The sequence below is a fragment of the Serpentinicella alkaliphila genome (genome assembly GCF_018141405.1).
Lineage (GTDB): Bacteria > Bacillota > Clostridia > Peptostreptococcales > Natronincolaceae > Serpentinicella > Serpentinicella alkaliphila.
Window position 1 is genome coordinate 3,184,454 of the sequence record NZ_CP058648.1, and the last position, 24,419, is coordinate 3,208,872.

Annotated in this window: 15 protein-coding genes, 1 pseudogene and 1 riboswitch; of the genes and pseudogenes, 1 reads left to right on the forward strand and 15 read right to left on the reverse strand. The window is 32.8% G+C overall.

Annotated features, from left to right (window positions below; genetic code table 11):
- Positions 1-3 precede the first annotated feature (3 nt).
- Both HZR23_RS16255 and HZR23_RS16260 read right to left on the reverse strand, forming a co-directional pair.
- Positions 4-1,497, reverse strand: a complete 1,494-nt coding sequence (locus HZR23_RS16255; protein ID WP_132847715.1) for a sugar ABC transporter ATP-binding protein — start codon at positions 1,495-1,497, stop codon at positions 4-6.
- Between the two features lie 171 nt (positions 1,498-1,668).
- Positions 1,669-2,652: a LacI family DNA-binding transcriptional regulator gene (locus tag HZR23_RS16260; protein ID WP_132847716.1), complete on the reverse strand. Its 984-nt coding sequence runs from the start codon at positions 2,650-2,652 to the stop codon at positions 1,669-1,671.
- A 752-nt stretch (positions 2,653-3,404) separates the two neighbouring features.
- Positions 3,405-3,496, forward strand: a riboswitch (glycine riboswitch).
- Positions 3,497-3,740: 244 nt separating this feature from the next.
- Here HZR23_RS16260 and HZR23_RS16265 point away from each other — a divergent pair.
- A complete protein-coding gene (locus HZR23_RS16265; RefSeq protein WP_132847717.1) occupies positions 3,741-5,096 on the forward strand; it encodes an alanine/glycine:cation symporter family protein in 1,356 nt (451 codons plus the stop codon).
- 88 nt (positions 5,097-5,184) lie between these two features.
- Here HZR23_RS16265 and HZR23_RS16270 read toward each other — a convergent pair whose 3' ends face one another.
- The 13 genes and pseudogenes from HZR23_RS16270 to HZR23_RS16330 all read right to left on the reverse strand — a co-directional run bounded on the left by HZR23_RS16270 (position 5,185) and on the right by HZR23_RS16330 (position 24,418).
- Positions 5,185-6,522 carry an AMP-binding protein gene (locus tag HZR23_RS16270; RefSeq protein WP_132847718.1) on the reverse strand — a complete coding sequence of 446 codons (1,338 nt, stop codon included), beginning with the start codon at positions 6,520-6,522 and terminating at the stop codon, positions 5,185-5,187.
- Between the two features lie 3 nt (positions 6,523-6,525).
- A complete protein-coding gene (locus HZR23_RS16275) occupies positions 6,526-7,686 on the reverse strand; it encodes a thiolase family protein (protein ID WP_132847719.1) in 1,161 nt (386 codons plus the stop codon).
- Between the two features lie 7 nt (positions 7,687-7,693).
- The gene (locus HZR23_RS16280) at positions 7,694-8,233 is read right to left on the reverse strand and encodes a biotin transporter BioY (protein WP_132847720.1); all 540 of its coding nucleotides are present in this window, start codon (positions 8,231-8,233) and stop codon (positions 7,694-7,696) included.
- Positions 8,234-8,740: 507 nt separating this feature from the next.
- Positions 8,741-9,265 carry a 3-isopropylmalate dehydratase small subunit gene (locus tag HZR23_RS16285; RefSeq protein ID WP_132847721.1) on the reverse strand — a complete coding sequence of 175 codons (525 nt, stop codon included), beginning with the start codon at positions 9,263-9,265 and terminating at the stop codon, positions 8,741-8,743.
- A gap of 16 nt (positions 9,266-9,281) precedes the next feature.
- Positions 9,282-10,568: a 3-isopropylmalate dehydratase large subunit gene (locus HZR23_RS16290; RefSeq protein WP_132847722.1), complete on the reverse strand. Its 1,287-nt coding sequence runs from the start codon at positions 10,566-10,568 to the stop codon at positions 9,282-9,284.
- Between the two features lie 335 nt (positions 10,569-10,903).
- Positions 10,904-11,101 (reverse strand): cold-shock protein, encoded by a 198-nt coding sequence (locus HZR23_RS16295; protein ID WP_132847723.1) that lies wholly within the window; start codon positions 11,099-11,101, stop codon positions 10,904-10,906.
- A 210-nt stretch (positions 11,102-11,311) separates the two neighbouring features.
- Positions 11,312-13,507 (reverse strand): family 10 glycosylhydrolase, encoded by a 2,196-nt coding sequence (locus tag HZR23_RS16300; protein WP_132847724.1) that lies wholly within the window; start codon positions 13,505-13,507, stop codon positions 11,312-11,314.
- 285 nt (positions 13,508-13,792) lie between these two features.
- Entirely contained in the window at positions 13,793-14,512 is a 720-nt protein-coding gene (locus tag HZR23_RS16305; RefSeq protein ID WP_132847725.1) for a CPBP family intramembrane glutamic endopeptidase, read from the reverse strand.
- 259 nt (positions 14,513-14,771) lie between these two features.
- Positions 14,772-15,308: a DUF4256 domain-containing protein gene (locus HZR23_RS16310; RefSeq protein WP_132847726.1), complete on the reverse strand. Its 537-nt coding sequence runs from the start codon at positions 15,306-15,308 to the stop codon at positions 14,772-14,774.
- A 295-nt stretch (positions 15,309-15,603) separates the two neighbouring features.
- Positions 15,604-16,292 (reverse strand): annotated as a pseudogene (locus HZR23_RS16315) (VOC family protein); the annotation flags it as partial.
- A gap of 580 nt (positions 16,293-16,872) precedes the next feature.
- On the reverse strand, positions 16,873-17,571 hold the full coding sequence (locus tag HZR23_RS16320; RefSeq protein ID WP_165913621.1) for a class B sortase: 699 nt from the start codon (positions 17,569-17,571) through the stop codon (positions 16,873-16,875).
- A 65-nt stretch (positions 17,572-17,636) separates the two neighbouring features.
- On the reverse strand, positions 17,637-22,097 hold the full coding sequence (locus HZR23_RS16325; RefSeq protein ID WP_165913622.1) for a SpaA isopeptide-forming pilin-related protein: 4,461 nt from the start codon (positions 22,095-22,097) through the stop codon (positions 17,637-17,639).
- Positions 22,098-22,969: 872 nt separating this feature from the next.
- Complete coding sequence (locus HZR23_RS16330; RefSeq protein ID WP_132847729.1) at positions 22,970-24,418, reverse strand: tagaturonate reductase; 1,449 nt, start codon at positions 24,416-24,418, stop codon at positions 22,970-22,972.
- Position 24,419 lies beyond the last annotated feature (1 nt).

Below are 24,419 nucleotides of genomic sequence, written 5' to 3' on the forward strand. Positions count from 1 at the left end.
AATTTAACTTGTTTTAGTGGCTAATTTCATAATTTCTTCTTGTGAAAAATCACTTCTCATTAACTCACCAGCTACTTTACCTTTTGATATAACATATATTCTGTCACACATTCCAATAAGTTCAGGAAGTTCAGAAGAAACCATTATAATGCCTTTTTTCTGTTTAGCCAATTCCATCATTAAAACATATATTTCATACTTTGCCCCAACATCAATTCCCCTTGTTGGTTCATCTAAAATTAAAACATCTGGATCAGTAACCATCCATTTAGCAAGAATTACTTTTTGTTGATTACCACCACTTAAAGATTCTATTGAGGTTTCAACAGTAGGTGTTTTAACCCTCATTTTCTTGCAATAATCCTCTATAACAGCATTCTCTTCTTTAGCGTGTAGTCTACCTCTATATATAAACTTCTTTAGACTACTAAGAGAAACGTTTTCCCTAACACTTCTTACTGGTACTATACCATATCTACGTCTATCCTCTGATAACATTACAACCTTTTTATTTATACAGTCCTTAACAGTTTTAATACTGACTTTCTCACCTTTGATTATAATCTCCCCAGATTGGTATTCATCAAGACCAAATAGAGATCTCATAATCTCTGTTCTACCAGCCCCCATAAGCCCAGCAAAACCAATTATTTCACCCTCACGAACATGAAAGCTTATTTCGTTAAAATTACCTTTATTTGTTAGGTTTTTTACTTCAAGTAATGTATTGCCAATTTCAACCTCTTCTTTAGGAAAATTATTTTCTAATTTTCTACCTACCATCTGAGATATAACAGTTTCCATATCATACTGTTCTTTGGGTCTTGAATCAATAACACATCCATCTCTAAAAACAGTTATTTCATCAGCAATTTTGAAAATCTCATCCATTTTATGAGAAATATATATAATACATGCGCCTCTACTTTTTAATTCATTTATTTTTTTAAACAGTACTTCAACTTCTTTTTGAGTGATTGCAGAGGTAGGTTCGTCCATAATAATTATATCTGAATTCCATGAGATAGCTTTTAATATCTCTAACATTTGTATATCAGAGACTGTTAAATCCTTTAGCTTTGTTTCAGGAGAGTAATCTAGACCCTCTCTATTTAAAAGTACAATTGTATTCCTTCGTATTGCCCCCCAATCAACATTACCATACCTGTTCTTAGGCCAGTTCCCTACAAATAGACTTTCCTCTACAGTCATTTCTGGAATGTAGTTTAACTCTTGGAATATCATAGATATCCCTAAGCTTCTAGCTTTAATCGGATCCTGTACTTCAACAACTTTTCCATCGATTAATATTTCCCCAGCATCAGCTTTGTAAATCCCATTAATAATCTTCATTAAAGTAGACTTGCCAGCCCCATTTTCACCGCACAATACATGAACTGTGCCTTTTCTTACAGAGAAGTTAATATTATCTAATGCTTTAACACCAGGAAAAGATTTCTCAATGTTACGAACTCTTAGTTTAACAACCTCATCCATTTTAATCTCCTTTCATGCTATAGAATATTTCTATATACTTATTAAATTTTGTTTTACAAATAGTTATATTTTTTTAAAGATGTAAAGTTATGTCTAAATGTATTTGTAAAAATTAGCCGCCTAGGACCTAATTTAATCCTATAATTAGAATAAACTTACATGAAAAGTACATTATATTTCTAAAGACAAAGTTGTCTCTCGTTCTATAAGTTTTGTTTGCAAAATATAGTCTTTTACTGCAACTTCATCTCCATTGATTTGCTTGATTAATAATTCAACGATAGTTCTACCTATTTCTTCTATTGGCTGATTAATAGTAGTTAGTGAAGGATATAGAAGCTCACCAATAAAACTATTGTCAAACCCAATAATCTTAACTTGATTCGGTATTGTAACCCCTCTTTTTTTAAGAGATCTCATTATAGTAGCTGCTGCGATATCATTAAAAACAAATATGCCATCATATTGACTAATATCATTCATACTATTTATATCTGCCTCTAACATTTCTACTTGAAAGTCGCTCTGAAACTCAATAAAGCTTACCTCTACACCCTTATCTTTGGCCGCATCCATAAATCCTTCAAATCTTAGCTCCGTTGCTTCAAAAGATTTAGGTCCTCTTATCTGCAAAATTCTTTCGCAGTTTTTACTATATAGATGCTCAAACGCCATTCTTCCTCCATTATAGTTATCGGAAGAAACGGTAATAATATTATCGAGTATATGGTTTTCAAAGGCCACTACAGGAATGTTAATATTGCTATATTCTGATTTGCACTGACTTCGTGAAGCAATAATACCTGCTACCCTATGACTTTTCAAAACTTCTAAATAATTTTTTTCTTTTTCCTTATCATCATCTGTGTTGCATAAAAATATATTATATCCCATATTTTTCGCGTAATCTTCTATAACAGATGCTAATTGATTGAAGAATGGGTTTGATATATTTGGAACCATTAATCCTATCGTTTTAGAATTTTTAGTAAACACCGCTCTCGCTAGTGCATTAGGAGTATAATTTAACTCCTCTATCACTTTTTGAATTTTTTTCTTAGATTCCTCACTAACATAACCATTATCATTTAGGTATCTGGATACGGTTGCAATTCCAATTCCAGCCCTTTTCGCAATCTCTCTAATATTTGACATATCAATTCCTACCTTTATAATTCCCATATCTCAGAAATTTTTTATCTATAATTAGTTTCAATCAATTTACTTATCTCTATGCTTTGTACCCTTAAAATTTAAAACACAACATGTGGAACAAGTTCCATGCATGTCTTAGTAAATTATTGTACATACTCAGTTAATTTGAGCAGCACATCCTACTTTAATTATATTAAATATATGACTTGTACTTCACACTTTATGAATATAACCTTTAATTAAAATAAACACTTTTTAACACAATACTTTCACCCTAAAGAACAAACTAATGAAACATGTTCCATATTCATTATATCATATGTTATAAATCAAGTCAGTATAATTATTATTTTTGTGATTTTTTTTATATTTTAAAATTTTTCATAACCCTCGTTTTCTATTTTTACGCTTGAAATTAAAGGGTGTTATAAAAAATTAATATGATTTAAATCTTCAATCACCATTATGACTATAAATCTTTACTAAACATTAAAATCTATGGACAGTATCCTCACTCACTCTAACCAATGAGTTTCCCAGTTAAAATTTCTGTCTTCTACTGATAACATAACATGTTTTGCTATTTTTTCCAATACTACATGTTTTCCAATAAAAATAGATATATTACTAAAGGTCCTAATAATGGCTCTTGATTTTATAAGTATGTTCATGGTAGAATAACATTTGTTCACAAAATAAAATTTTATACGTATCGGATGAAGGTAATAGAATACAAACTGTAGACTGTTATTGGACGAGCCTCTGGAGAGACTCAAAAGAGCACCGAAGGGGAAAGCCTGAAACATCAGGTGAAACTCTCAGGTAAAAGGACAGGGGATTTTTCTCATTTAATGTAATACTATTGTATCTACGTTTCTTTGTACATACAATGGTTTGTTCATGCATGAAAAATCTAATTCCAACCAGAGACTAAACTTTGAATAGTCTCTTTTCTTTTTTTTGAATCTCAATATTACTTGTAAAGGAGAGATGCAAATCAATACTACATTATTACAATCTGTAAAATATAAGTCCTAATTTATAACTGTTATAAAAAATATATTTAACTATACTACGGAGGTTTTGTCATGAAATTATTAATGGAAATCATTTCTAAAATTAATGGTGTTTTATGGGGCCCAGTAATGTTATTCTTTTTATTGGGTACAGGAGTACTTTTTACAGTGAAGCTAAGATTCATTCAAATTAGAAGATTTAAAGATATTTGGAGAGAAACATTTGGCGGAATCTTTAATAAAAAAGAGAAAGCAGATGAAAATGGTATTTCTTCATTTCAAGCTCTAACAACTGCAATAGCTGCCCAGGTTGGTACAGGAAATTTGGCTGGAGTTGCGACAGCTATTGCTGCGGGTGGCCCAGGAGCAATCTTTTGGATGTGGTTAAGCGGTTTCCTAGGAATGGGAACAATTTTTGGTGAAGCAGTTCTATCTCAACTTTATACAGAAAAAGTGGACGGTGAATTAACGGGCGGTCCAGCATACTATATTAAAAATGGTTTAAATAGTAAATTTTTAGCAGGATTTTTCGCGATAGCTATTGTACTAGCATTAGGGTTTATGGGGAATATGGTTCAGTCAAATTCTATATCAGAAGCAGCATATGTTGCTTTTAATATCCCTAAGTTAGTAACAGGGGGATTTGTTGCAGCTTTAGTTGGTCTAATTATAATTGGCGGTATTAACAGAATAGCTTCTTTTACTGAAAAAATCGTTCCTTTTATGGCAGGCCTATATATTATAGGTGCCCTTACAATTGTTATAATGAATTACAATCAAATTCTACCAGCTTTCAAAATGATTTTTATTGGAGCTTTTAATCCTATGGCAGCAACTGGTGGAATTATCGGTGCTTCAATAAAAGAAGCCTTCCGTTATGGAGTAGCTAGAGGTTTGTTTTCTAACGAGGCTGGTATGGGTTCAACCCCTCATGCCCATGCTATTGCAAAGGTAGACCATCCAGCACAGCAGGGATTAGTTGCAATAATGGGTATAATTATCGATACTGGCATAGTATGTACATTAACTGCATTAGTAATTTTGACAACTGGATCTCTTTCAACTGGCCTTAATGGATCTCAACTGACACAAGAAGCATTCATTAGAGGTTTAGGCACCCATGGTGCTACCTTTGTTGCTATATGCTTATTCTTCTTTGCCCTATCTACTATAATTGGTTGGTACTACTTTGGGGAATCAAACATTAAATATTTATTTGGTAAAAAAGGTATTGGCTTTTACAGAGTTTTTGTATTAAGTTTTATTATTTTGGGTACTGCAATGAAAGTTGAAATCGTATGGGAATTAGCTGACACTTTTAATGGTCTAATGGTTATACCTAATCTATTAGCCTTACTAGGACTAGTTTCCCTTGTAGTTAAGAGTACTAATGAATACGAAAGCAAAGGAGAGCATTCTAAAATATAGGCTTTAATTCATACAATATTCCATATAAATATAGAGGGAGGCAATACTCCCTCTATATTTATAAAATTATCGATAAATCTTCTTCTACCTAGATTAAACTTCCGTTGCCAAATTGTTTAAGTAACCTTCTATCTATCTTTCCATTCTCATTTCTAGGAATGCTGTTTATAATAACAATGTCCTTTGGAACTTTTGTATATTCTAAATACCGTTTACAAAACATCTTTATTTCATTTTTTAGCTCTACTTCATTTAACTTCTCATAAATTGATATGACTGCCATAATCTCTTCTCCCTTTAAGTGGTGAGCCTTTCCTATAACTACAGCCTCATTAACATCGGGATGTTGCATTATGACCTTTTCAATCTCTTCTGCCATTATTTTTTCCCCTGCTTTGTTAATAATATTTCCTTCTCTACCTGTAAGAAATAAAAAATTATCTTCATCTAAATATCCCAAGTCCCCCGCTGAATGCTTTGTAGGAAAACCATCAGCAATATAAGGACTCTTGACCCATACTTTTTCGTTTTCAATAATTATTTGTACATCTGGAAAAGCTCTCCCTACACTACCTTCTTTCTGTAGGGAATCTTCGAAATTTAAATAGGATATATGTCCAAGTTCACTTGCCCCATAATATTCAACAATTTTTGCCTTCGGAAATATTTCTTTTAATCTACTAAATGTATTCATATCTAATTTAGAACCTGCGGATACAACTGATTTAACCTCTAATGATTGTATATTGTCACTAGTCGTTAATATTTTATATAACGCTGGAACCATAAAAATAGCATCAATATTTTTTTTATTGATGATATTCATTATTTCCATAGGTTTTTGTTTTTTCGTATGGACTAATGTGCCACCCTCATAAAAAATATGTATAGCACCGTTAAGGTTCGCTGTGTAGTGAAAGTTTCCATTTAACAGTAGTCTATTACCCTTGTTAATATTAAATATTTCACTTTGATGTTTAAATGCTCTTTCCCAGGTGTTATAACTTCTCCATATTAATTTTTCTTCCCCTGTAGTTCCAGAGGAAAGGGCACAAAGAAAAAGATTTGAACCATGGTCTAAACCAGATGCTCTATTATCTTTATATAGCTTGATCTCCCCATTAATAATTATTCTAGGGTCAATTTTATTAATTAATCGTTTGTAGTTTTCCTTGGAAATATTCGGTGAAAGGATGACAGAAATTAGTCCAGCCTTCCAAGAGGATAAGAAATACATGAGTTGCTTAACTGGGCTATCCTCCTTTATAATTACCAAATCCCCTTTATTTCCAAACTTTAACAACTGTTCAGAAATATTGTCAATAAATTCTTTTGCTTCTAAGTATGAATACTCCTCATAGTCAGATTGTATAAATTCCCTTTTACCGTCATTAGTAGCTATTCTATCAATTATACTTAAACACATGAGTTATTCATCCTTTGTTATATTTCTAATCATAATAGCAGCCCCCTGTCCACCAGCGACTCCTATTGCAGCAATACCTCTCTCTTTATTATCCTTTTTCAGTATTTCAGCTAGGTGAAGAGTAATAATAGCACCAGAAGCTCCATAGGGATGTCCATATGCTAATGCCCCACCCCAGAGATTTATAGTTTCTTCCGAAATACCTAACTCCTTAATAAAGCCTAATATCTTTACTGCAAATGCTTCATTAACTTCATAAACATCTATTTGATTTGAAGTTAATTTCCTTTCATTAAGTAATTTCTTAACTACATTTATTGCACCGACTGGTGGGTAATTTGGATTTACTCCTATACTTCCAACGGCTTCAATAATAGCTATTGGCTTAAGATTATATTTTTCTACTGCCTCTTGTGAGGCCAGTAATAGTGCACAAGCACCATCATGTGTTAAGCATGAATTACCACTTGTTATATTTCCACCTGGTTTTACTACTGGTGCAGCCTTAGCTAAAAGTCTCATAGACATTTTTTCTCTTATACTTTCATCGGAAATTTGACTATCTCCATCCAAACTAATTATTACATCTTTAAGTTTATTCTCATACTTAGCTTCAATAGCCCTCTTATGACTCATTAAAGCCCATCTATCCATATCATCTCTACTTAGTCCAAAGAGCTCTCCTGTTTTTTCAGCACCAGTTAGCATATCCGGGTCTCCTAAAATAAAAGGTGAAAACTGGGCCTTAGAATAAAAAACAGCTTCACCTTCAAATTTAGGATCTTTATTGTTATATCTTCTCATAGGTTCTAAAGATGTACTTTCTACTCCACCAGCTATCACTAAATTTGCTTCAGAGGCTTTAATCATATAGTAAGCCACAAATATTGATTTCATCCCTGAGCCACACTGAAAATCTATAGTTGTAGCTGGTATTGATTGGTCCCATCCTGCTTCCAATAAAGAGAGTCTAGCTATATTACCACCAGGGCCAATAGCATTTCCGAGGAATACTTCATCAATATTCTTTGGTTTTAGAGCATTTCGCCCAAGTAACCTATTCATAACAGCTGCTCCTAATTTTTCCGGAAGATAAGTAGAAAGCTTTCCATTTTTCTTTCCTATTGGGGTTCTACAACCATCTACGATATAAACTTTATTCATCTATTATCTACCTACTTTTTAAATGTGGTTTTAACCTTTTAGCTAACAATGTTGCAGCGATTACCTTTAAAATATCTCCTGGTATGAATGGCAGTGCACCAGTAACAATTGCCTTCTCTAACCCCATTCCAGTTAAAAAGTTTAGCCTAGATACACCTAATAAATAAACAACTATAATTCCTCCAACTATCGCTGAACCCCCTAATTTCCATATATTGTTTGATTTTCTACATAGTAGACTTATAACTACAGCTCCTACTAAAAAACCCACAATATACCCACCAGAAGGTCCGGCTAAAACACCTATTCCTGATCTACCACCTGAAAAAACAGGAACTCCAGCAACTCCAAGCAGTATAAATATAAAAACACTTAAGAATGCTTGAAATGGCGCCAACAGCTGCCCAGCTAACATAATCCCTAAAGTCTGCCCAGTTACCGGTACAGGACTAAAAGGAAGGGGTATTACAACATAACCTAGTACACTAATTAAAGCAGCAAATATCGAAGAATACATCATATCTTTTAGTTTAAAATTTTTAGTCATTATTTTTCCTCCTAGTAATTAAAATGCGTTATTATAATTCCAGTAAATCTTATATAAATTCTATATGTTTAATGTAAGCTGATTCAATGCTTCTTTATTCATTTATTATATTGCTATTCGACCTCCTAGTTTGTTTGAGAATTTGATAATATCATGGCCATATTCATATTCATGTCTCTATTAAAATATATAAAGCTACTAATATCAGTTAATTATAGAATACTGAAGAAGTATTGTCAACCAATATATATTAGTTGGTTAACTAATAATTGTTTAGATCTCAAAATCTTTAAATATTAATAAAGAACCTCTTTTAAAAAGCTAATAAAATTTAGTACAGTATTAAATGATTTAAAGATCCAATCTAATACAATCCAAAAAGACCGTATTAAGTCAATTGACTAAATACGGTCTGGTTCCACTTAGGAAACTATTCAAATAATATAGAATTCAATATGTTTTTAATTACTTTACTACTCTTCACCAGTTTAAATGGATACCTATAAATTAGTAGTTTTTATCAGCATAGCCAACCCAGCCGCCTTCTTTAACTAGTGTCTTGTCAAACTCACCAATTACAAAATCAATTTCATCTGATCTATCTTGGGTAGTCACGATAATCTTAGATCTGTCAATGTCTATTGTTATAGTAGTATCTTTGTCAGAATATGTGTCAAAAAGATAATCAATCTTTTCTTTCGGTAATTGTATTGCAAACATGCCGCAATTGTACATATTCTGTCTAAATATTCTTGCAAAGTTTTCTGCGATAACTACATTTATTCCATTTACCTCAAGAGCCCATGGGGCATGCTCTCTTGAAGAACCACATCCAAAATTTTCTCTTGTTACTATTACTGCCTTATCATTAATATCTTCCTTATTGTTGAACCCATTAAGCACTAAGTCTTCTAATAAGAATGGTTTTAAAGCCTCCTTCGTAATTTCCGTAAGATATTTCGCTGGAATTATCTCATCAGTATTGATATCACTTCTGTCTAAGAATAAAACTTTTCCACTAAATTTTTTCATTTTTTTCCCCCACTAACTATCCTTTATATAATTGAGAATTTGTTATTTTTCCCTCAAGAGCTGAAGCTGCAGCTGTTGCAGGGCTCATTAAATGAACTGTACCACCTTTACCCATTCTACCATTAAAGTTACGATTTGTTGTCGAAGCACATGATTCACCGTTCGCAAGAATTCCATTACTCATACCAAGACAAGCCCCGCATGTAGGATTTGTTACACAAAACCCAGCATTTTGGAAGATTTCAATTATACCTTCTTTTAAAGCCATAGTATAAATATCTGGAGTTGCAGGACTTACAATTCCACGAACGTCATCATTAATTTTCTTGTCTTTAAGAATTTCAGCTGCAATTCTAAGGTCTTCTATTCTACCATTTGTACAACTTCCAATATAAACCTGGTCAATTTTTGTACCAATCATTTCATCTACTGGTTTAACTTGATCCGGTTTAAACCCAAAAGTAACCATAGGCTCTAAATTAGAAATATCATATTCATATATTTTTTCATAGTTTGCATCTTCATCAGAAATCCACTTAGAGTATTCTTTTAAAGCTTCTTGTTTTGAACTAAATTCATCCTTAATAAATTCCCACAAATATTCCACTGTTGTCATATCCGGATAGCATACTCCACTTGTACCACCTGCTTCTATCGCCATATTACACAATGTCATACGTGATTCCATTGACATAGCATCTACTACAGGTCCTGTAAACTCTATTACCATATTTGTTGCACCATTTACTGTAAGCTCTTTTATAATGAATAGTATTAGGTCTTTTGCGTAAACACCTGGTTTTAATGAACCATTTAATACGAATTTTATAGTTTTAGGTGAATGAAATGCACAAACCCCTTTTAATATACCTACTTCAAGGTCTGTAGTTCCAACTCCTGCTGCAAAAGCACCAAAAGCTCCATGAGTACAAGTATGAGAGTCACCCATAATTATTGTAAAACCTGGTCTAACGAAACCCTTTTCAGGAAATATTGCATGACAAACTCCATTTCTTCCAATGTCAAAAAAGTCCTTAATACCATGTCTTTTAGCCCAGTCACGTAGTATTTTTCCCTGTTCAGCTGTTTTCGAATCCTTCGCAGGGGTTACATGATCTATTACTGCTTTAATTTTCGTAGGGTCGAAGACTCTGTCCATCCCCCTAGCCATAAGGTCCGTAATTGCAATTGGTGTCGTAATTTCATGACAGAAAACTCTATCCAATTTTAGAACATGCGTATCAGGAAACGGCATATTCACTCTGTGTGCATCAAATATTTTTTCAGCTAAAGTTTTACCCATATTCTTTCTCCTCTTTCTTTTCTTTTATCTCAGCTTATATAGCTTTACTTATAGAACAATAATTTATAACCTGACTCAATTTAAATATACATAATATTATATATTTTTTTTTCTGAATTTTCAAACAAAATTTAATAATATTTTAATTTTACGTCATAGATTAATAAGCTTGTTTTATTATTGTTAATTTCTAAGTCACATAAGGGTACTTCTAACTATCCTTTGTACCTATGTATATATTGCTTGAATTACGCTGTTAAGCACAGTTATAGGCTATAATAACCATGAAAAAACCCCCTAAAACATTCTATCAGGGGGTTTTTTACTATAGTATTTTATATAGCAGTAATATCTTCTGCTTGAAGACCTTTAGGTCCTTGAGTTACATTGAATGAAACTTTTTGACCTTCCTCAAGTGTTTTAAATCCATTGGTATTTATTTGAGAAAAATGTGCAAAAACATCTTTGCCGTCTTCTCCTGTAATAAATCCAAATCCTTTTTCTGCATTAAACCATTTTACTGTACCATTCATCTAATAATACCTCCGAATTTTATTAAAGATTTAAAATCTAACCTCACAAATAAAATTCCCAAGAAAGTAAATTTATATTCATTAAATATTAAACATTACATAAAATGAGATTTATTTATTGATAAAATATAAGATTTATCAATAAATTTGAGTTATTACATTTAATAATCTAATATCAAATATATCTAAAGCTTCTCTTCTATAATAATCCTATTTTGTATATATGTTAAAAAGCACTTGAGCTGTTTGCGCTCTAGTAGCTGTTGTTCTAGGCATAAGTCTATTGCCTTCTCCTTGCACGATACCTGTTCTCACGAAAAATTTCATTGCACCTAATGCATAACTAGGAATCTCATTTATATCTTTAAACTCTTCAAAAGGCCTACCGACATTATTATCAACAGGCAACGCTCCTAACTTATCTAATACATGATGTAAAATTACAAGCATATCTTGACGTGTTATTGGAGTTTCAGGTGAATAAAGGTTATTACCAACTCCTGACACAAGGCCAAGCCTTTTCGCAGTGCCAAGATATTTTGTGTAATATTTGTTACCTGCATCAGCAAAGTTGTTCGTAACGTTTGAATCAAGTTCTATATTATATGAATTCATCACCATAACTAAAAAGTCAGCCCTAGTTATATTATTACCTGGAGCAAATCTTCCATTTCCAACACCATTGATTACGCCTCTTTCATACAGGTTATCGATCGCCTTAATTGCCCAAGCGTGTTGATTGTTAACATCGCTAAAATACCTTGATTGATTTACCGTAATTAGTAACTCTTTACTCTCATTATGAAGTCTATCTAGAGCAGTTATAGCAAAGTCTATTTTATCAAGGTCATAACTACTATTAATAATAAATTCCTGAACAGTTTTATCACTTTTTCTTACAGTTCCTATAAGTTGAAGGGCACTTCTATCAGAGTCAATGTCTAGACTATTACCCTTATTCATCCTATATATTGCATAATAAGCCGTATTTCCACCATTATCTATCCAAGTCAACTTTGTTTGATTAGAAAGAGCCTCTACTTTTCCTTGAACAGGAGTACGTGGAGCCTGTCCACCTTTCCAATCCATAACAGGAACCAAAGCCTTAGTCCCCCACAAATCTTGCCTCATAGCATTTACAACCTGCTGCTTATTCGAATCATTAAAATTTCTGAATCTAAACATTATGCTACCCATTACTTCCGGCTTCAAAACATTAAACTTATGCTGACGCACAAATTCATCTACTGCATTCTGATTCTGGAAATATTGGTCCGAATCACTATTAACCTTATATAGAGCCTGGCCTATATATAGGTGTACTTTTCTGTTTTTAGTGACTTCTGACCACCAACTAACTGCTTCTCCATATGGAACATGCGGATTAGCAAAAGTAAAATAAATCTGAGGAGCGATATAATCGATAATCTCCTCTTCTACCCACTTCTTAGTATCAGCAAAACTTCTATCATAGTTTGGTAATCCAGCATTTGTATTTGAGCCACTAGGATGTCCATCCTTTTTGTTTGCCCAGATTGCAGCTGGGCTAATACCGAATTTGACCCAAGGCTTTGCTGATCTTATTTCATTTGAAATCTCTTTTACAAGTAAATAGGTGTTATTTCTTCTCCAATCCCCTTTATTAGAAAATTGTCCTGTATTAAATTGCATAAAGGTATTATCATCTTCTAATTCTCCAACAAAATTTTCATAATAAAAGTAATCATCGAAATGTATCCCATCTATGTCGTAATTCTTTACAACTTCCATTACCCTTTTTCTTACCCATTCTCTTGCCCCAGGGATACCAGGGTCTATTACAAACCTAGACTTTGTAGTCCTAATCCAATCCGGATAATCTCTATAAACACTTTTGTTTATACTAAGTGACTGTATTGTAGCTTCGTTAGTATTCATAGATATCCTATATGGATTAAACCATGCATGAAGTTGAAGATTACGCTTATGAGCTTCTTCTATAGCAAATGCCAATGGGTCAAAGCCTGGGTCTTTACCGAAGGTTCCAGTAAGGTAACGGGACCAAGGTACAATATCTGATCTATATAGGGCATCTCCCTCAGGGCTCACTTGAAAGAATACGGCATTCATATTCATCTCCACAGATTTATCTAATATTGAAATTAGTTCCTCCTTAGTTTTGTGTATTCTTTCTTGATCATTTACAATGTTTCTAGTCTCGACAGATGGCCAATCTAGATTTATTACAGTTGAAATCCAAGCACCTCTCAAATGTCTTTTTACAACAGGTGATTCATTTGGTATAAATTGCTTGTATTGATCCCACGGAGTTGATGTTGCAAAAGCATCAACAGGTAATCCAACTAACAATACTGAAAACGCAACGCAATATACAATAAACTTACTTAAGTAACTTTTATTTAACATTTTTTTCCCCCTTTGAATAAAGATTAGCTTGAACTCTAGAATATAGTACCTTAGCACCTATATTGCATTTAACTAATACAAAATGTTAGTGTATTTCAATTATATCAAAATGAAAGTTCGATTTATATTTCTCAATTATTACAAATTACTATCATTTGTACTACATATTTACATAATTTCATTAAAACTCATTTAATATCAATTTAACAATGATAAAATCTCATGCCCTTTGGGAATCAAAAAAATAAAACATCTTCTTGGACGTTTTATTATAGTTCTATATTTTTATAGGATAAATGATAAAACAATTGTTAATCCCACCATTAAAACATTTGTAAAGCTATGCATAATCATTGGATAGATTACACTTTCGGATTTTTCATAGCATTCCCCATAAAACAGGCCTAGTATAATCGCATAAACAACTTGAAATACACTATATCTAAGTTCAAAGGGTCTAAGTGTAAAGCCCACATGGGCTAACCCAAAAATAACTGCTGACATAATATTAGATAAACTTACTTTTCCCTTAAAAACTCTTCCTTCAATTACTAAGGCTAACATAGTTATTGCAAAACTTCTAAATATAAGTTCTTCTGATGGACCTGAAAGTAGAAGCTGGAAGCCTAATTGTCCTAATATGTTTACTGTGGATAATGGAAATGTAAATGGTTGAAATGATTTCGTTACAACGACTGTTATAAAAGCCCCTACAGTATACATACTAAAATATTTAAAAAAACTAATTAAATATTGCTTTCCAGCTTCTCTGTTACCCCAGTTAAAGCCAAACTCTATGGATTTAATTTTTTTTATAAGAATCATTAGAATAACAAAGATAAGGGCCTGTGAAATGTGATGAATAGATACCCATGCAAAAGCGCCATCAGTGTCTATTACTTGATAATTTAATGAACTAGCGATCATTCCCGCAAGCCTAGGGATAAATAATAACAAAAATGATATTAACAATACCCATAAAATATTTTTTAGTAGCTTAAACATGATTTCCCCCACTTAATGTTTGAAATTAAAATTTAGTACACAAGCTTTCATATACATTATATTACATACTTACTAAATTACACATAATTTTCATAAGTTTATGAGATCTATATATAGAATAAAGAATTGCATTAGGTCTTATTTGCTTATTGCAATTATCTATTTCTATGTGTAAATAGTGGTTACATATGATTATTCTATTAAGTTCTTTAGTATAGAATCTTGTACAATCTATTATTTACAATTAGTATTTATATAATTATACTCTCAGCGAGCCACGGAACCCCCTGGCAGCATAGTATGATTCTGCACCATTATGATATACGAAGACTTGGCCATACCTACGATCACAAAAGAGGGCTCCTCCAAGTTTTCTAATCTCATTAGGTGTTTTCACCCAACTCGACGTTTTCATATCAAAATTACCAAGCTTCTGCAACTCCCGGTATTGTTCCTCAGTCAAAAGCTCTATACCCATACAAGCAGCCATCTCAATAGCACTGTTCTTGGGTTTATGTTCTTTCCTCGTTTCCATTGCCTCTTGATCATAGCACAAACTCCTACGTCCTTTAGGACTTTCCTCTGAACAATCATAAAAAATGTACTCGTCTGTCATTTCATCATATCCAAAAACATCCGGTTCTCCACCTGTTTCTTCCATTTCATTAAGTGAACGTAGTTTTTCAGTATTAACTTCCAACTTTCCTTGTACTTTATCCCATTCCAGATCTCTATGGCGATGCATATTTTTCTCAAAACGTACTTTCAATATATTAAGTAGATCAAAGTATGCCATGCTTATTTACTCCCTTCTAATCTTACTCATCCGAGTTAGTTACTATTACTATAATCAAACCTTAATTCTAAATCTATGATTATTTGTATTTACATGTTTGTCCAAACATTTAAAACCCCTCAAATGCTTTTTGCAGAGCTTCCAAATCAAATTTTTTCATTTTTAGAAACGCCTCTGTCAACCGTTTTGATTTTTCTTTATCACCGAATTTCATCATCTCATACAATACTGTAGGTACAATTTGCCATGATATTCCGAACTTATCTTTTACCCAACCGCATTGCTCTGCCTCAGGTACAGCAGAGAGTTTGTCCAAAAATAATTAATTTCATCCTGATCTTCACATTTAATAATGAGTGAAAATGCCTCATTAAAACTAAAATCCACATCAAAACTATTGTCCATGGCAGCAAAAGGAATGTCGTGCAGTTTAAAGGCAGCATAGTTTATTTTTGCCTTGGGTGTTACTGCCTCTCCTTCTTTATATCTGCTAATAGTACTTACTTCCGAATCTTCAAACACTTGTGTGTAGCAAATTATTGCTTCCTCAGCCTTACCACATGACTCATTTGAGAAAAGTAAGTTTGGTACGATCTTTTGAACACCTTGTCCATAATCCATAAATATTAACTGCCAGGATAAACCATATCGATCCTGTACCCACCCATACCACTTGCTAAAAGGGTATTCCCCTAGTGGCATTAATTCCTTTCCACCTTCAGATAAAGCTTTCCATTTTGTGTTTACTTCTTTAGCTGAGTTACAGTGTACCATTAATGAAATTGATGGGTTGAATTTGAAATATGGACCGGCACTAATTGCTTCAAATTGTTGTCCTGCCAGTTCAAAACTAACAACTTCAGTGTCACCCGATGATATGTTTTCTAAAACTATTACATCCAATATCTTAGTTTGGTCAAATAAACTGATATAGAACAAGACCGCTTCCTTAGCATCCTTCTCATACCATAAACGTGGAACAATTTTTTGCGTTACAACCCTCCTAAACTATTTATCTATTTTCTGTTAATAGAGTAATACTTCATAGATTAAAAATACCCAATATTCTACAGTACATAGCATCAAGTTTTTACTTCCAAACATACAGATTAACTGGCCAACTGACATTTCAGTAATTTCGTAATTAAAACAATAAAAAATTCATCTGTTTAAAGTGATGATTTCTACAGTGTACTTAATTTAAGTTTTATTAAAACTAATTAAGTACTTATACATAAGTGTGAAAATTATCTCTTTCATTTGTTTCTTCGATGTCCTTTAATGACTAGCTTGTGCGGAGGTTTTTTACATGAATGGGTTTGCATTGTATCAGTGTAAGTCAGTAAAACCATGTATCCTCTAAAAATGAATTTTCATTCGAATCTACAACTTCTTACTAAAACCATAAAAAATAGTGCATGCAAACAAAGAAAATAAGTGTTTTTTAGCATGCACAGTTATAATTTAAATATTTTACAACCTATAACCTTAAGGTGGAATTTGTCGAAATGGTAGTGAGCCCGTCTATTTAATAATTTTTTTATTAAAACTCAAAACATATGATTTATCGAACTTTTCGTGCTATAAGTACAAATCGACCAGTAATATCGTGATTAGAACAGGTTACCAAAGTGAGAAAAGAATCTCCATAAATAGGTGTTACAGGCAATGGTAATAGAGACTCTTCCTGTAATTTGCTCACAAACTCTAAAAATACATTTTCATCCTGAAATTTCAAATAGTTGAACCAAGGAAATGTATTTCGATCTACATGAACCTCTGAAAGAAAAACCGCAATTACCTCGTAAATTATCTCCTCATACAATGTAGTAAGCCTAATCCTAGAATAACTCTTAAAAAAGGTTTCATCACGATATTTAAGTAGATTGGCAAACATAGATCCGTTCTTCATATTGTGACCATATATAATATAATTCTCTGCTCCATCTGTGAAACGACTGTCCAAAAATGGGGTCCCCGCTATAGAATACTGCTTTTTAAAATTCCTGCGCAGATAATATTCTGGACTCTCAGGTGTGAACATCACCGGATAGTCTATATTTGTTCCTTCTACATATAACCATGCAAAGAAATCACTATTCTTCAACTTAATTTCTTCCATGTCGGGTAATGGCTGCGGATCTAAATGGTCAGAACTCCCTAGAGCTTCGTGCTGAGTTCGTATCTCCTCAACTTCCTTTGATAAGTCAGTAAATTCTTTCTCCAACACTCTTCCATTTAGCCAATATTGTAATAGCTTCATGCCAAAAAAACAAGCCAAGATAAGTAAAACGATTGCGACAAAACGCCGCAATCGCTCTTGTCTCATCATGAATTAATTCTTCTCTTTTTAGGTCTAAATAGTACACCTGAGCTAATTAGGCAAAGGGCCATTAGAATCATCCAAAGAATCACTGGAGTATCGTCACTTGTCTTTGGAATATTCAAACCACCAAGGGGTATACCGTTATCATCCACATAGATATATTCTCCATCTGATATTGTTTTCTTCGTATATTTCCCCAAAGGTATGCCTTCATCGTCTATCAAAATGAATACCTCCGGCCCCTCTTCAGGAGAAGGTGGTACAACAAACTGAGGTATTGGCTCTGGTGTTGGTGGAGGTGTTTCTGGTTCCTCTATCGGTGGCTCTGGCGTTGGTGGAGGTGTTTCTGGTTCCTCTATCGGTGGCTCTGGCTCTGGTGTTGGTGGTGTAGTTCCTCCACCCGACGATTTTCTTTGATTCTCTACTTCTATTACCTTTATAAGCTCTGACTCTGCATCTACTGTAATTAAAATCTGAGAATTATTTAATAGGTATCCAGAAGGAGCTGAAACTTCCTTCAGTATATATTTACCAAACTCCAAAAGGTTATATATAGCTATTCCATCTGGACCTGTAGTTAAATCTACTCCGACTTTCTCGTCATTTTCATTTCTTAGTGTAAATACAGCTCCAGAGAGAACTATGGTAGGGTTATTTCTATCTACCTTCTTAACTAAGATTGAGCGAAGAGGATCATTTTTTATTGTGATAGAAGTAGCTTTGTTATCATATATGGTGACAAGCTGATCTGCTTTGAGCTTATGATATCCATTAGGTGTGTTTACCTCCCTAATTACATAATCACCTATTTGAAGATCTAAGACTTCAGCTTTACCACCCTCATCAGTAACCACTTTTTTTACAAGTAACTCTAAGTCATCAGCCTTGTAAATTTCAAACTCAACGTTTTGAAGCGGCTTTGCAGTGTATGAGTCAATCTTGTTGATAACAAGATTTCCAAGAGGAATTTTATCATTTTCAAATCTTATTTCTAGTGTATCCAAACCGTCTAATACATCATCCGAAAGTTCAATCTGAACCTCACTAGTGTTCAAATAATATCCTTCCGGCGGCGTTACTTCCCTTATAACGAGTTTCCCGTATTTTACGTATTCCCAAATCGCAAATCCATCTTTATCTGTGATTATTTCAGATACAAGAATTTCTTCTTCTCCAAGAAGCCTAAATAGTCTAAACAAAGCTCCTTGTAGCTTTATTTCATTATTAACCTTATCAACCTTGATTAGTTTAATATTTCCTGTATTTATAGTATTTTCTACGTTATAGAGAACCTCCGAATTTCCTACTGGACTTGCATATACTAATTGCTCATCCTCTGAAATATTTGCCTTAAGTTCTATAACTTGATTTTTATAATACTCGGCTGGAGATATTTCTTTTATTATATAACTTCCATAAGGTATATCTGTAAATGTAACAAGCCCATCGATACCGCTCTTTGTAGTAATCCCTAATGAATCCCCGAACTCATTAAATAGCTCAAACTCAGCCCCCTCTATAGGTTCTTTTGTTTGAGAGTCAATCTTTCTAAAACCTATACTTCCTTTTATTGTAGAGTTTTGAGCTGTAAAAGTAATATCTTTATTGGAACTGTTTATAACTATCAGGTAAGGATCACCGATTAAAACATATCCCTCTGGAGCAGATACCTCCTTAATAGAATAAGTTCTAAATTTTAGTCTATCAAATGTAAGTCTTCCGCTACTATTTGTTGTTTTTTCACTTAATACATTCCCAAAGGTGTCTATAAGCTGGAAGGTAGCTCCTACAAGCTTTACATTTGTATCTTTATCTACTTTTTCTATAGTGATACTTCCTAAAGTTCCAGAAGCGCCCCCGCCTCCTATTTGGAAACTAACAACTATATTGCTGCTAGTAGAGTCTTGAGTCGGTCTGCTTCCTTTAAAAGTAACAGTGTTTTTAAAAGTAGCATTTCTATACGCATCACCTATATCTGTTCTAAATTCTAAAATATAAGGACCATCTATAGTCTGATTAAAATGAAACTCAAAAGTTCTACTTGGGCCGTCATATTTTATATTATCAGCAGTAAGATATATTTCATCTCCTTTAGTCAGATTACCATTATTAGGACGAACAGCCTTAAATAGTTTAACACTTTCAGTATCTAGGAAAAGACCCTCTTGTAAGACGTCTTCTAGTACTGGATTTTCAATATCTAAGCTGTTTTGATTTACAGTTACTTCCCAATCTATATAGTTATTACCATTCGTATAATTACCCTTTTTACCTACCACCGTATTGTTTATGTTTCTACTTCCTGTTACTACTACTTCACCAGGAATCTCATTTGCTGATATCCTTGCAGTATTTGTAACTGTTATAGTTTTATTATCTTCAAATATACTTAGGTCTTCAACTATAGTTTTAAATTTAATTATTTTCTGATCATTAATATTTCCTACATCGTATGTAAGAATATTACTGCTTTCATCATAGTTTGGAGTGATAAACTCATTTCCAATGGTGGATGAGCCAACTACATATTTATGACCAACTGGTATAACATCTTTAACAATTACATTAGTTAAAGGCATCTTGTTTTGATTAATTGTTATCTCCCACTCTATCTCCCTCGTGTTGTAGTTATATCCTAATGAACGTTTCGATATAACCTGACTTCTTACCTGTTGAGTAGCTGTAGATATAGATTCAGGTCCATTTGTATAGTTGAGAGTTGCCCTATTAGTAAAATTTGTGTTTCTGTTAGTTGCGTAAATATTGTTATCTAAAACCCTTGTTTTAAACTCTATAGTTACAGTTTTTCCAACAGTTAATTCATCAGGTATGTTATAAGTAATTAGTCCTCTTCCATGTTCCCCTGCGGTTGGTCCAATAAAAGTCAACCCAGTTATAGGATTTATAATATTATTATCATTGTCTCTGACCTCAAAGGAATTTTCTACATATTCAAGTCCTGCCTGTATTGAATCTGTAACAACTGCTCCACTCATAGCAATCTTATTGCTATTTACTGTTATCCTCCAAGTTATTTCTTGATTACTTGAATTATATCCAAGTGCTTGTTTTTCTATTACACTAGTTGGCACTTCAACTCCTACACCAATTTTGGTGTCATTTGGAACTCCATTTCCTTCTAAAAGAGCCTCATTGGTATATGTTTTGGGTTGGTTTGATTCAAATGCCGTAGGGTCTGTAACTTTTGTTCTATATGTTAAAGTTTGAGGTTCGTTAATAGTTGTATTAAACTCATAGGTCAATACTCTATTAGCTTCATCATACTTTAGAGGCCCAGTTGTATTATTAATAGTTACCTCGCTTCTATTTACTTTAATGCTTAATTCATCAAGCGTTAAACCTACTGGCAATTTATCAGTTATTTTTGCATTTTCGATTGTAAAATAATTGTTGTTAATCTTAACAGTCCAATCTATATTATCAAAGCCAGATAATTCACCATATTTTTCAATAAAATCAGATGTTACATCTACTTGCGCCTCGTTAGAAAATGAAGTCTTAGGATTATTTTTATATTCAAATTCTGCTAATGCCTGATTTTTAAATAATAGGGTTTGATTATTTTCTGTAAAACCTGATATTTCAGGTCTAGTCTTAAAGGTTATTATATATTCTTCACCTGCAGTTTTATTTATTGGTTCACTAAAGCTAAAGCTTAATTCTCCTTCTGAGTAATTAAAACTTCCTACTACCTCAGGGTCTATACTGAAAGAGCCTTCAATATATACTTGATTAGCTTCTATAAAGTCCTTTATAACTACATTATCTAGTTCTCTAATAATTGGATACGTTTCTGGCTTCACATTGATAGTCCAAGTAATTTCGTTTGTTTCTTTATCATAATTACCGTCTTTTTCTAGCTTAATGTCAAACTCCTCATCTTCCAGTTCAAAAGGAATAGTTATTACCTTTGATTGCCCACTACCTAAATCAAAAACAATATCTTGATTTCCATCATTGCCAATTTTCTCAGCATCAAATTCACTGTAAACCCAGAAAAAACCTGAAACATTCGAAAGTGATGTGGCAAATTCTGTGAATGTTATAGTTCCTTGATTGTCTGTATCAATAACCACATTTCCAAATAAATTTCCTTCGCTATCTTCAAGAGGTATGTTCAGCTGATTTTTAATAGGTATCTCATTAGGTATGCTAAAGCTGTATTTTTGTCCTGCTGTTATACCATAAACAGACCCTGTAACAGTTTCCATATCAGGAATTGCAAAATCGTATTGAAGCCTTAACTTTGAATCTTTATTTACATCTCCTAAAAACGGATTCCCATCCTCATCTGTTATCTCAACATTAGTTATAAATTGAAAGTGTATTATATCCGAATCTGCATATGCAACTAGCTGCTCCATAGGTATTAACCCTAGGATTAATATGATCATCAATGTAAAACTAAGTAATCTCTTCAAACCTTTTTTTTGTAAAGACAAATTAACCATCTCCTTTCTGTAATCTAATTCAAGGCAATTTAAAATTCCTTGTTCTTGCAGTTTAGGAAAAATTCAAGTAAATTATTGTGCACTTAAACATTATTGCTGCCCCTTTCAAATAATAATTGATGATATCATACCCTCAAGTCATGGTATTAAAACAAACTTAAGGTCAGTTTAATAATATATCTGTATTTTTAAAATCTTAATAAAGTACATAATTTTAGTTATACTAAGATTGCCATATACTCCACTTGTTACTATTTAATTCAATCCTTATATTCAAAAATATTTCTGCAAGATTCCAATCAACAATCCATGAATTTTAATCTGAAACTAGTGAGCATTAGCTCCTATTTTATGGCTTTATTTAGTAAATAAAATTTTTATACTTCCATCCCTTAAGAATATGCTTAAACCTTAATGTCTTATTACGCATTTTTTTCCTTAAAGTAACTGGTGTTGCTTTAATCATACAAAAAAACTGACAAAACATTTTTTAGTGATTCTCATATACCTGTTGAAACATCGCTGTATTTCTACAAGGATTATCTTTCACGATTGCGTGAATACTAAAACTTACCCATTTTCTTTAAAACAAACGATAAAACTCTACAAATCAGTTATTAACTGAATTGTAAAGCCTTAGTGTAAATCCTCAATTTATACTCATCGTAAACCCTAACTAGTCCTTGCCTTTGTATCGCACTGGTACAATGCAGTACAAATACTATATACTCTCCGTCGTATAGCTAAACCAGCAAAATATCTAGTGGTTCAATTCCAGAAACCATTTTCGAACTTTCAGATCAGATTCTTCCTAAAGTAATAATAGCAACATTAACATCAGCATTAGTTTTAATCCACTCATATTAATACATCACCTGAAAAATAGCCTTTTTCATACCTAACTCTAGAATATTAGTTAAGTAAGTAGTTATAGCATCTGTTAAACCCGAAACTTGATTCAAATCCATTTTCCAGACTTTTTCGTTTGATAATATAGTAGCTACAATAGTTTTCAATTGCTCTGATGATCCATCATGCACCTTCCATAGACTCGCATATTGTTCGAGGATAGCTGCATCGTCAGATAAAACAATTTTCTCCCCATTTCTTTCTCCCCTATGAAAATTTATTAATGCGGCTAAGGAGAAGGTTAGCTTTAGTGGCAGTTTTCCTTCCCTATTTTGATATTCTAAAATAGAAGGCAGTACTCTAGTTTCGAATTTCGACATAGAGTTTAATGCAATACTCATTAAATCATGTTTTATAAAAGGATTTTTAAAACGATCTATTACCGAATTTGCAAATGCTTCAAGCTCTTCTTTGGTCAAATCTAAAGTTGGTATGATTTCTTCAAATATAGTATCCTTCACAAATTTTCCAACAACTTCATCTTCTATTGCTTCTCTTACTGTATCTATTCCATAAAGGTATGCCACAGGCACCATACTTGTATGGGCTCCATTTAGTATTCTTACCTTTCTAGTCCTGTACGGTGTTATATCATCAACGAATAAAACATTTAACCCCACTTTATCTACAGGAAATTCACTTTTAACAAAATCTGGACCTTCAATTACCCATAGATGAAATGGCTCTGCTTCTACCACTAAATCGTCTTCATAGCCTAACTCTCTATATATTTCTTCTAGTCTTTCTCTTGGATACCCGGGTACAATTCTGTCTACTAAACTGTTACAAAAAATATTAGCCTCTATAATCCATTGAAGAAATTCCGATTCAAGCTCCCATAGCTCAACAAACTTCAGGATTATCTCTTTTAACTTATCGCCGTTTTTTTCAATCAACTCACAGGGAATGAAAATAAGTCCTTTACTTTTGTCCCCATTAAAGAACTTATACCTACGATATAACAATGCAGTTAACTTACCTGGAAAACTTACTTGTGGTCGATCCTCTAATCTATCCTTTTTATGTAAGAAAATGCCCGCCTCGGTAGTATTAGATATTACAAATCTTAAGTCAGGATTCTCAGCTAATTTTAAATACTGATCATAATCAGTATAGGGATTTATTCCCCTTGTAACACAATCAATCACTTTGTGTTCACTTGTAACTTGACCATCTTGTATTCCTTTTAGATATAATGTATAAAGACCATCCTGGAGATTCAGGATTTCTATTAATCCATTTTGAATCGGTTGTATAACTACGATCCCACTATTAAAATCTGCTTCTTCATTCATTGTATGAACTATCAAATCAACGAAGGCTCTTAAAAAGTTTCCTTCTCCAAATTGTAGTATTCTTTCTGGGTACTTACTATGCTGATGAATGTCTTTGCACAATTTCATA

Coding starts and splice junctions, on each gene's coding strand:
- HZR23_RS16255 (WP_132847715.1), bottom strand. CDS start 1,497: ATGGATGAGGTTGTTAAACTAAGAGTTCGTAACATTGAGAAATCTTTT.
- HZR23_RS16260 (WP_132847716.1), bottom strand. CDS start 2,652: ATGTCAAATATTAGAGAGATTGCGAAAAGGGCTGGAATTGGAATTGCA.
- HZR23_RS16265 (WP_132847717.1), top strand. CDS start 3,741: ATGAAATTATTAATGGAAATCATTTCTAAAATTAATGGTGTTTTATGG.
- HZR23_RS16270 (WP_132847718.1), bottom strand. CDS start 6,522: ATGTGTTTAAGTATAATTGATAGAATAGCTACTAATGACGGTAAAAGG.
- HZR23_RS16275 (WP_132847719.1), bottom strand. CDS start 7,686: ATGAATAAAGTTTATATCGTAGATGGTTGTAGAACCCCAATAGGAAAG.
- HZR23_RS16280 (WP_132847720.1), bottom strand. CDS start 8,233: ATGACTAAAAATTTTAAACTAAAAGATATGATGTATTCTTCGATATTT.
- HZR23_RS16285 (WP_132847721.1), bottom strand. CDS start 9,265: ATGAAAAAATTTAGTGGAAAAGTTTTATTCTTAGACAGAAGTGATATC.
- HZR23_RS16290 (WP_132847722.1), bottom strand. CDS start 10,568: ATGGGTAAAACTTTAGCTGAAAAAATATTTGATGCACACAGAGTGAAT.
- HZR23_RS16295 (WP_132847723.1), bottom strand. CDS start 11,101: ATGAATGGTACAGTAAAATGGTTTAATGCAGAAAAAGGATTTGGATTT.
- HZR23_RS16300 (WP_132847724.1), bottom strand. CDS start 13,507: ATGTTAAATAAAAGTTACTTAAGTAAGTTTATTGTATATTGCGTTGCG.
- HZR23_RS16305 (WP_132847725.1), bottom strand. CDS start 14,512: ATGTTTAAGCTACTAAAAAATATTTTATGGGTATTGTTAATATCATTT.
- HZR23_RS16310 (WP_132847726.1), bottom strand. CDS start 15,308: ATGGCATACTTTGATCTACTTAATATATTGAAAGTACGTTTTGAGAAA.
- HZR23_RS16320 (WP_165913621.1), bottom strand. CDS start 17,571: ATGAAGCTATTACAATATTGGCTAAATGGAAGAGTGTTGGAGAAAGAA.
- HZR23_RS16330 (WP_132847729.1), bottom strand. CDS start 24,418: ATGAAATTGTGCAAAGACATTCATCAGCATAGTAAGTACCCAGAAAGA.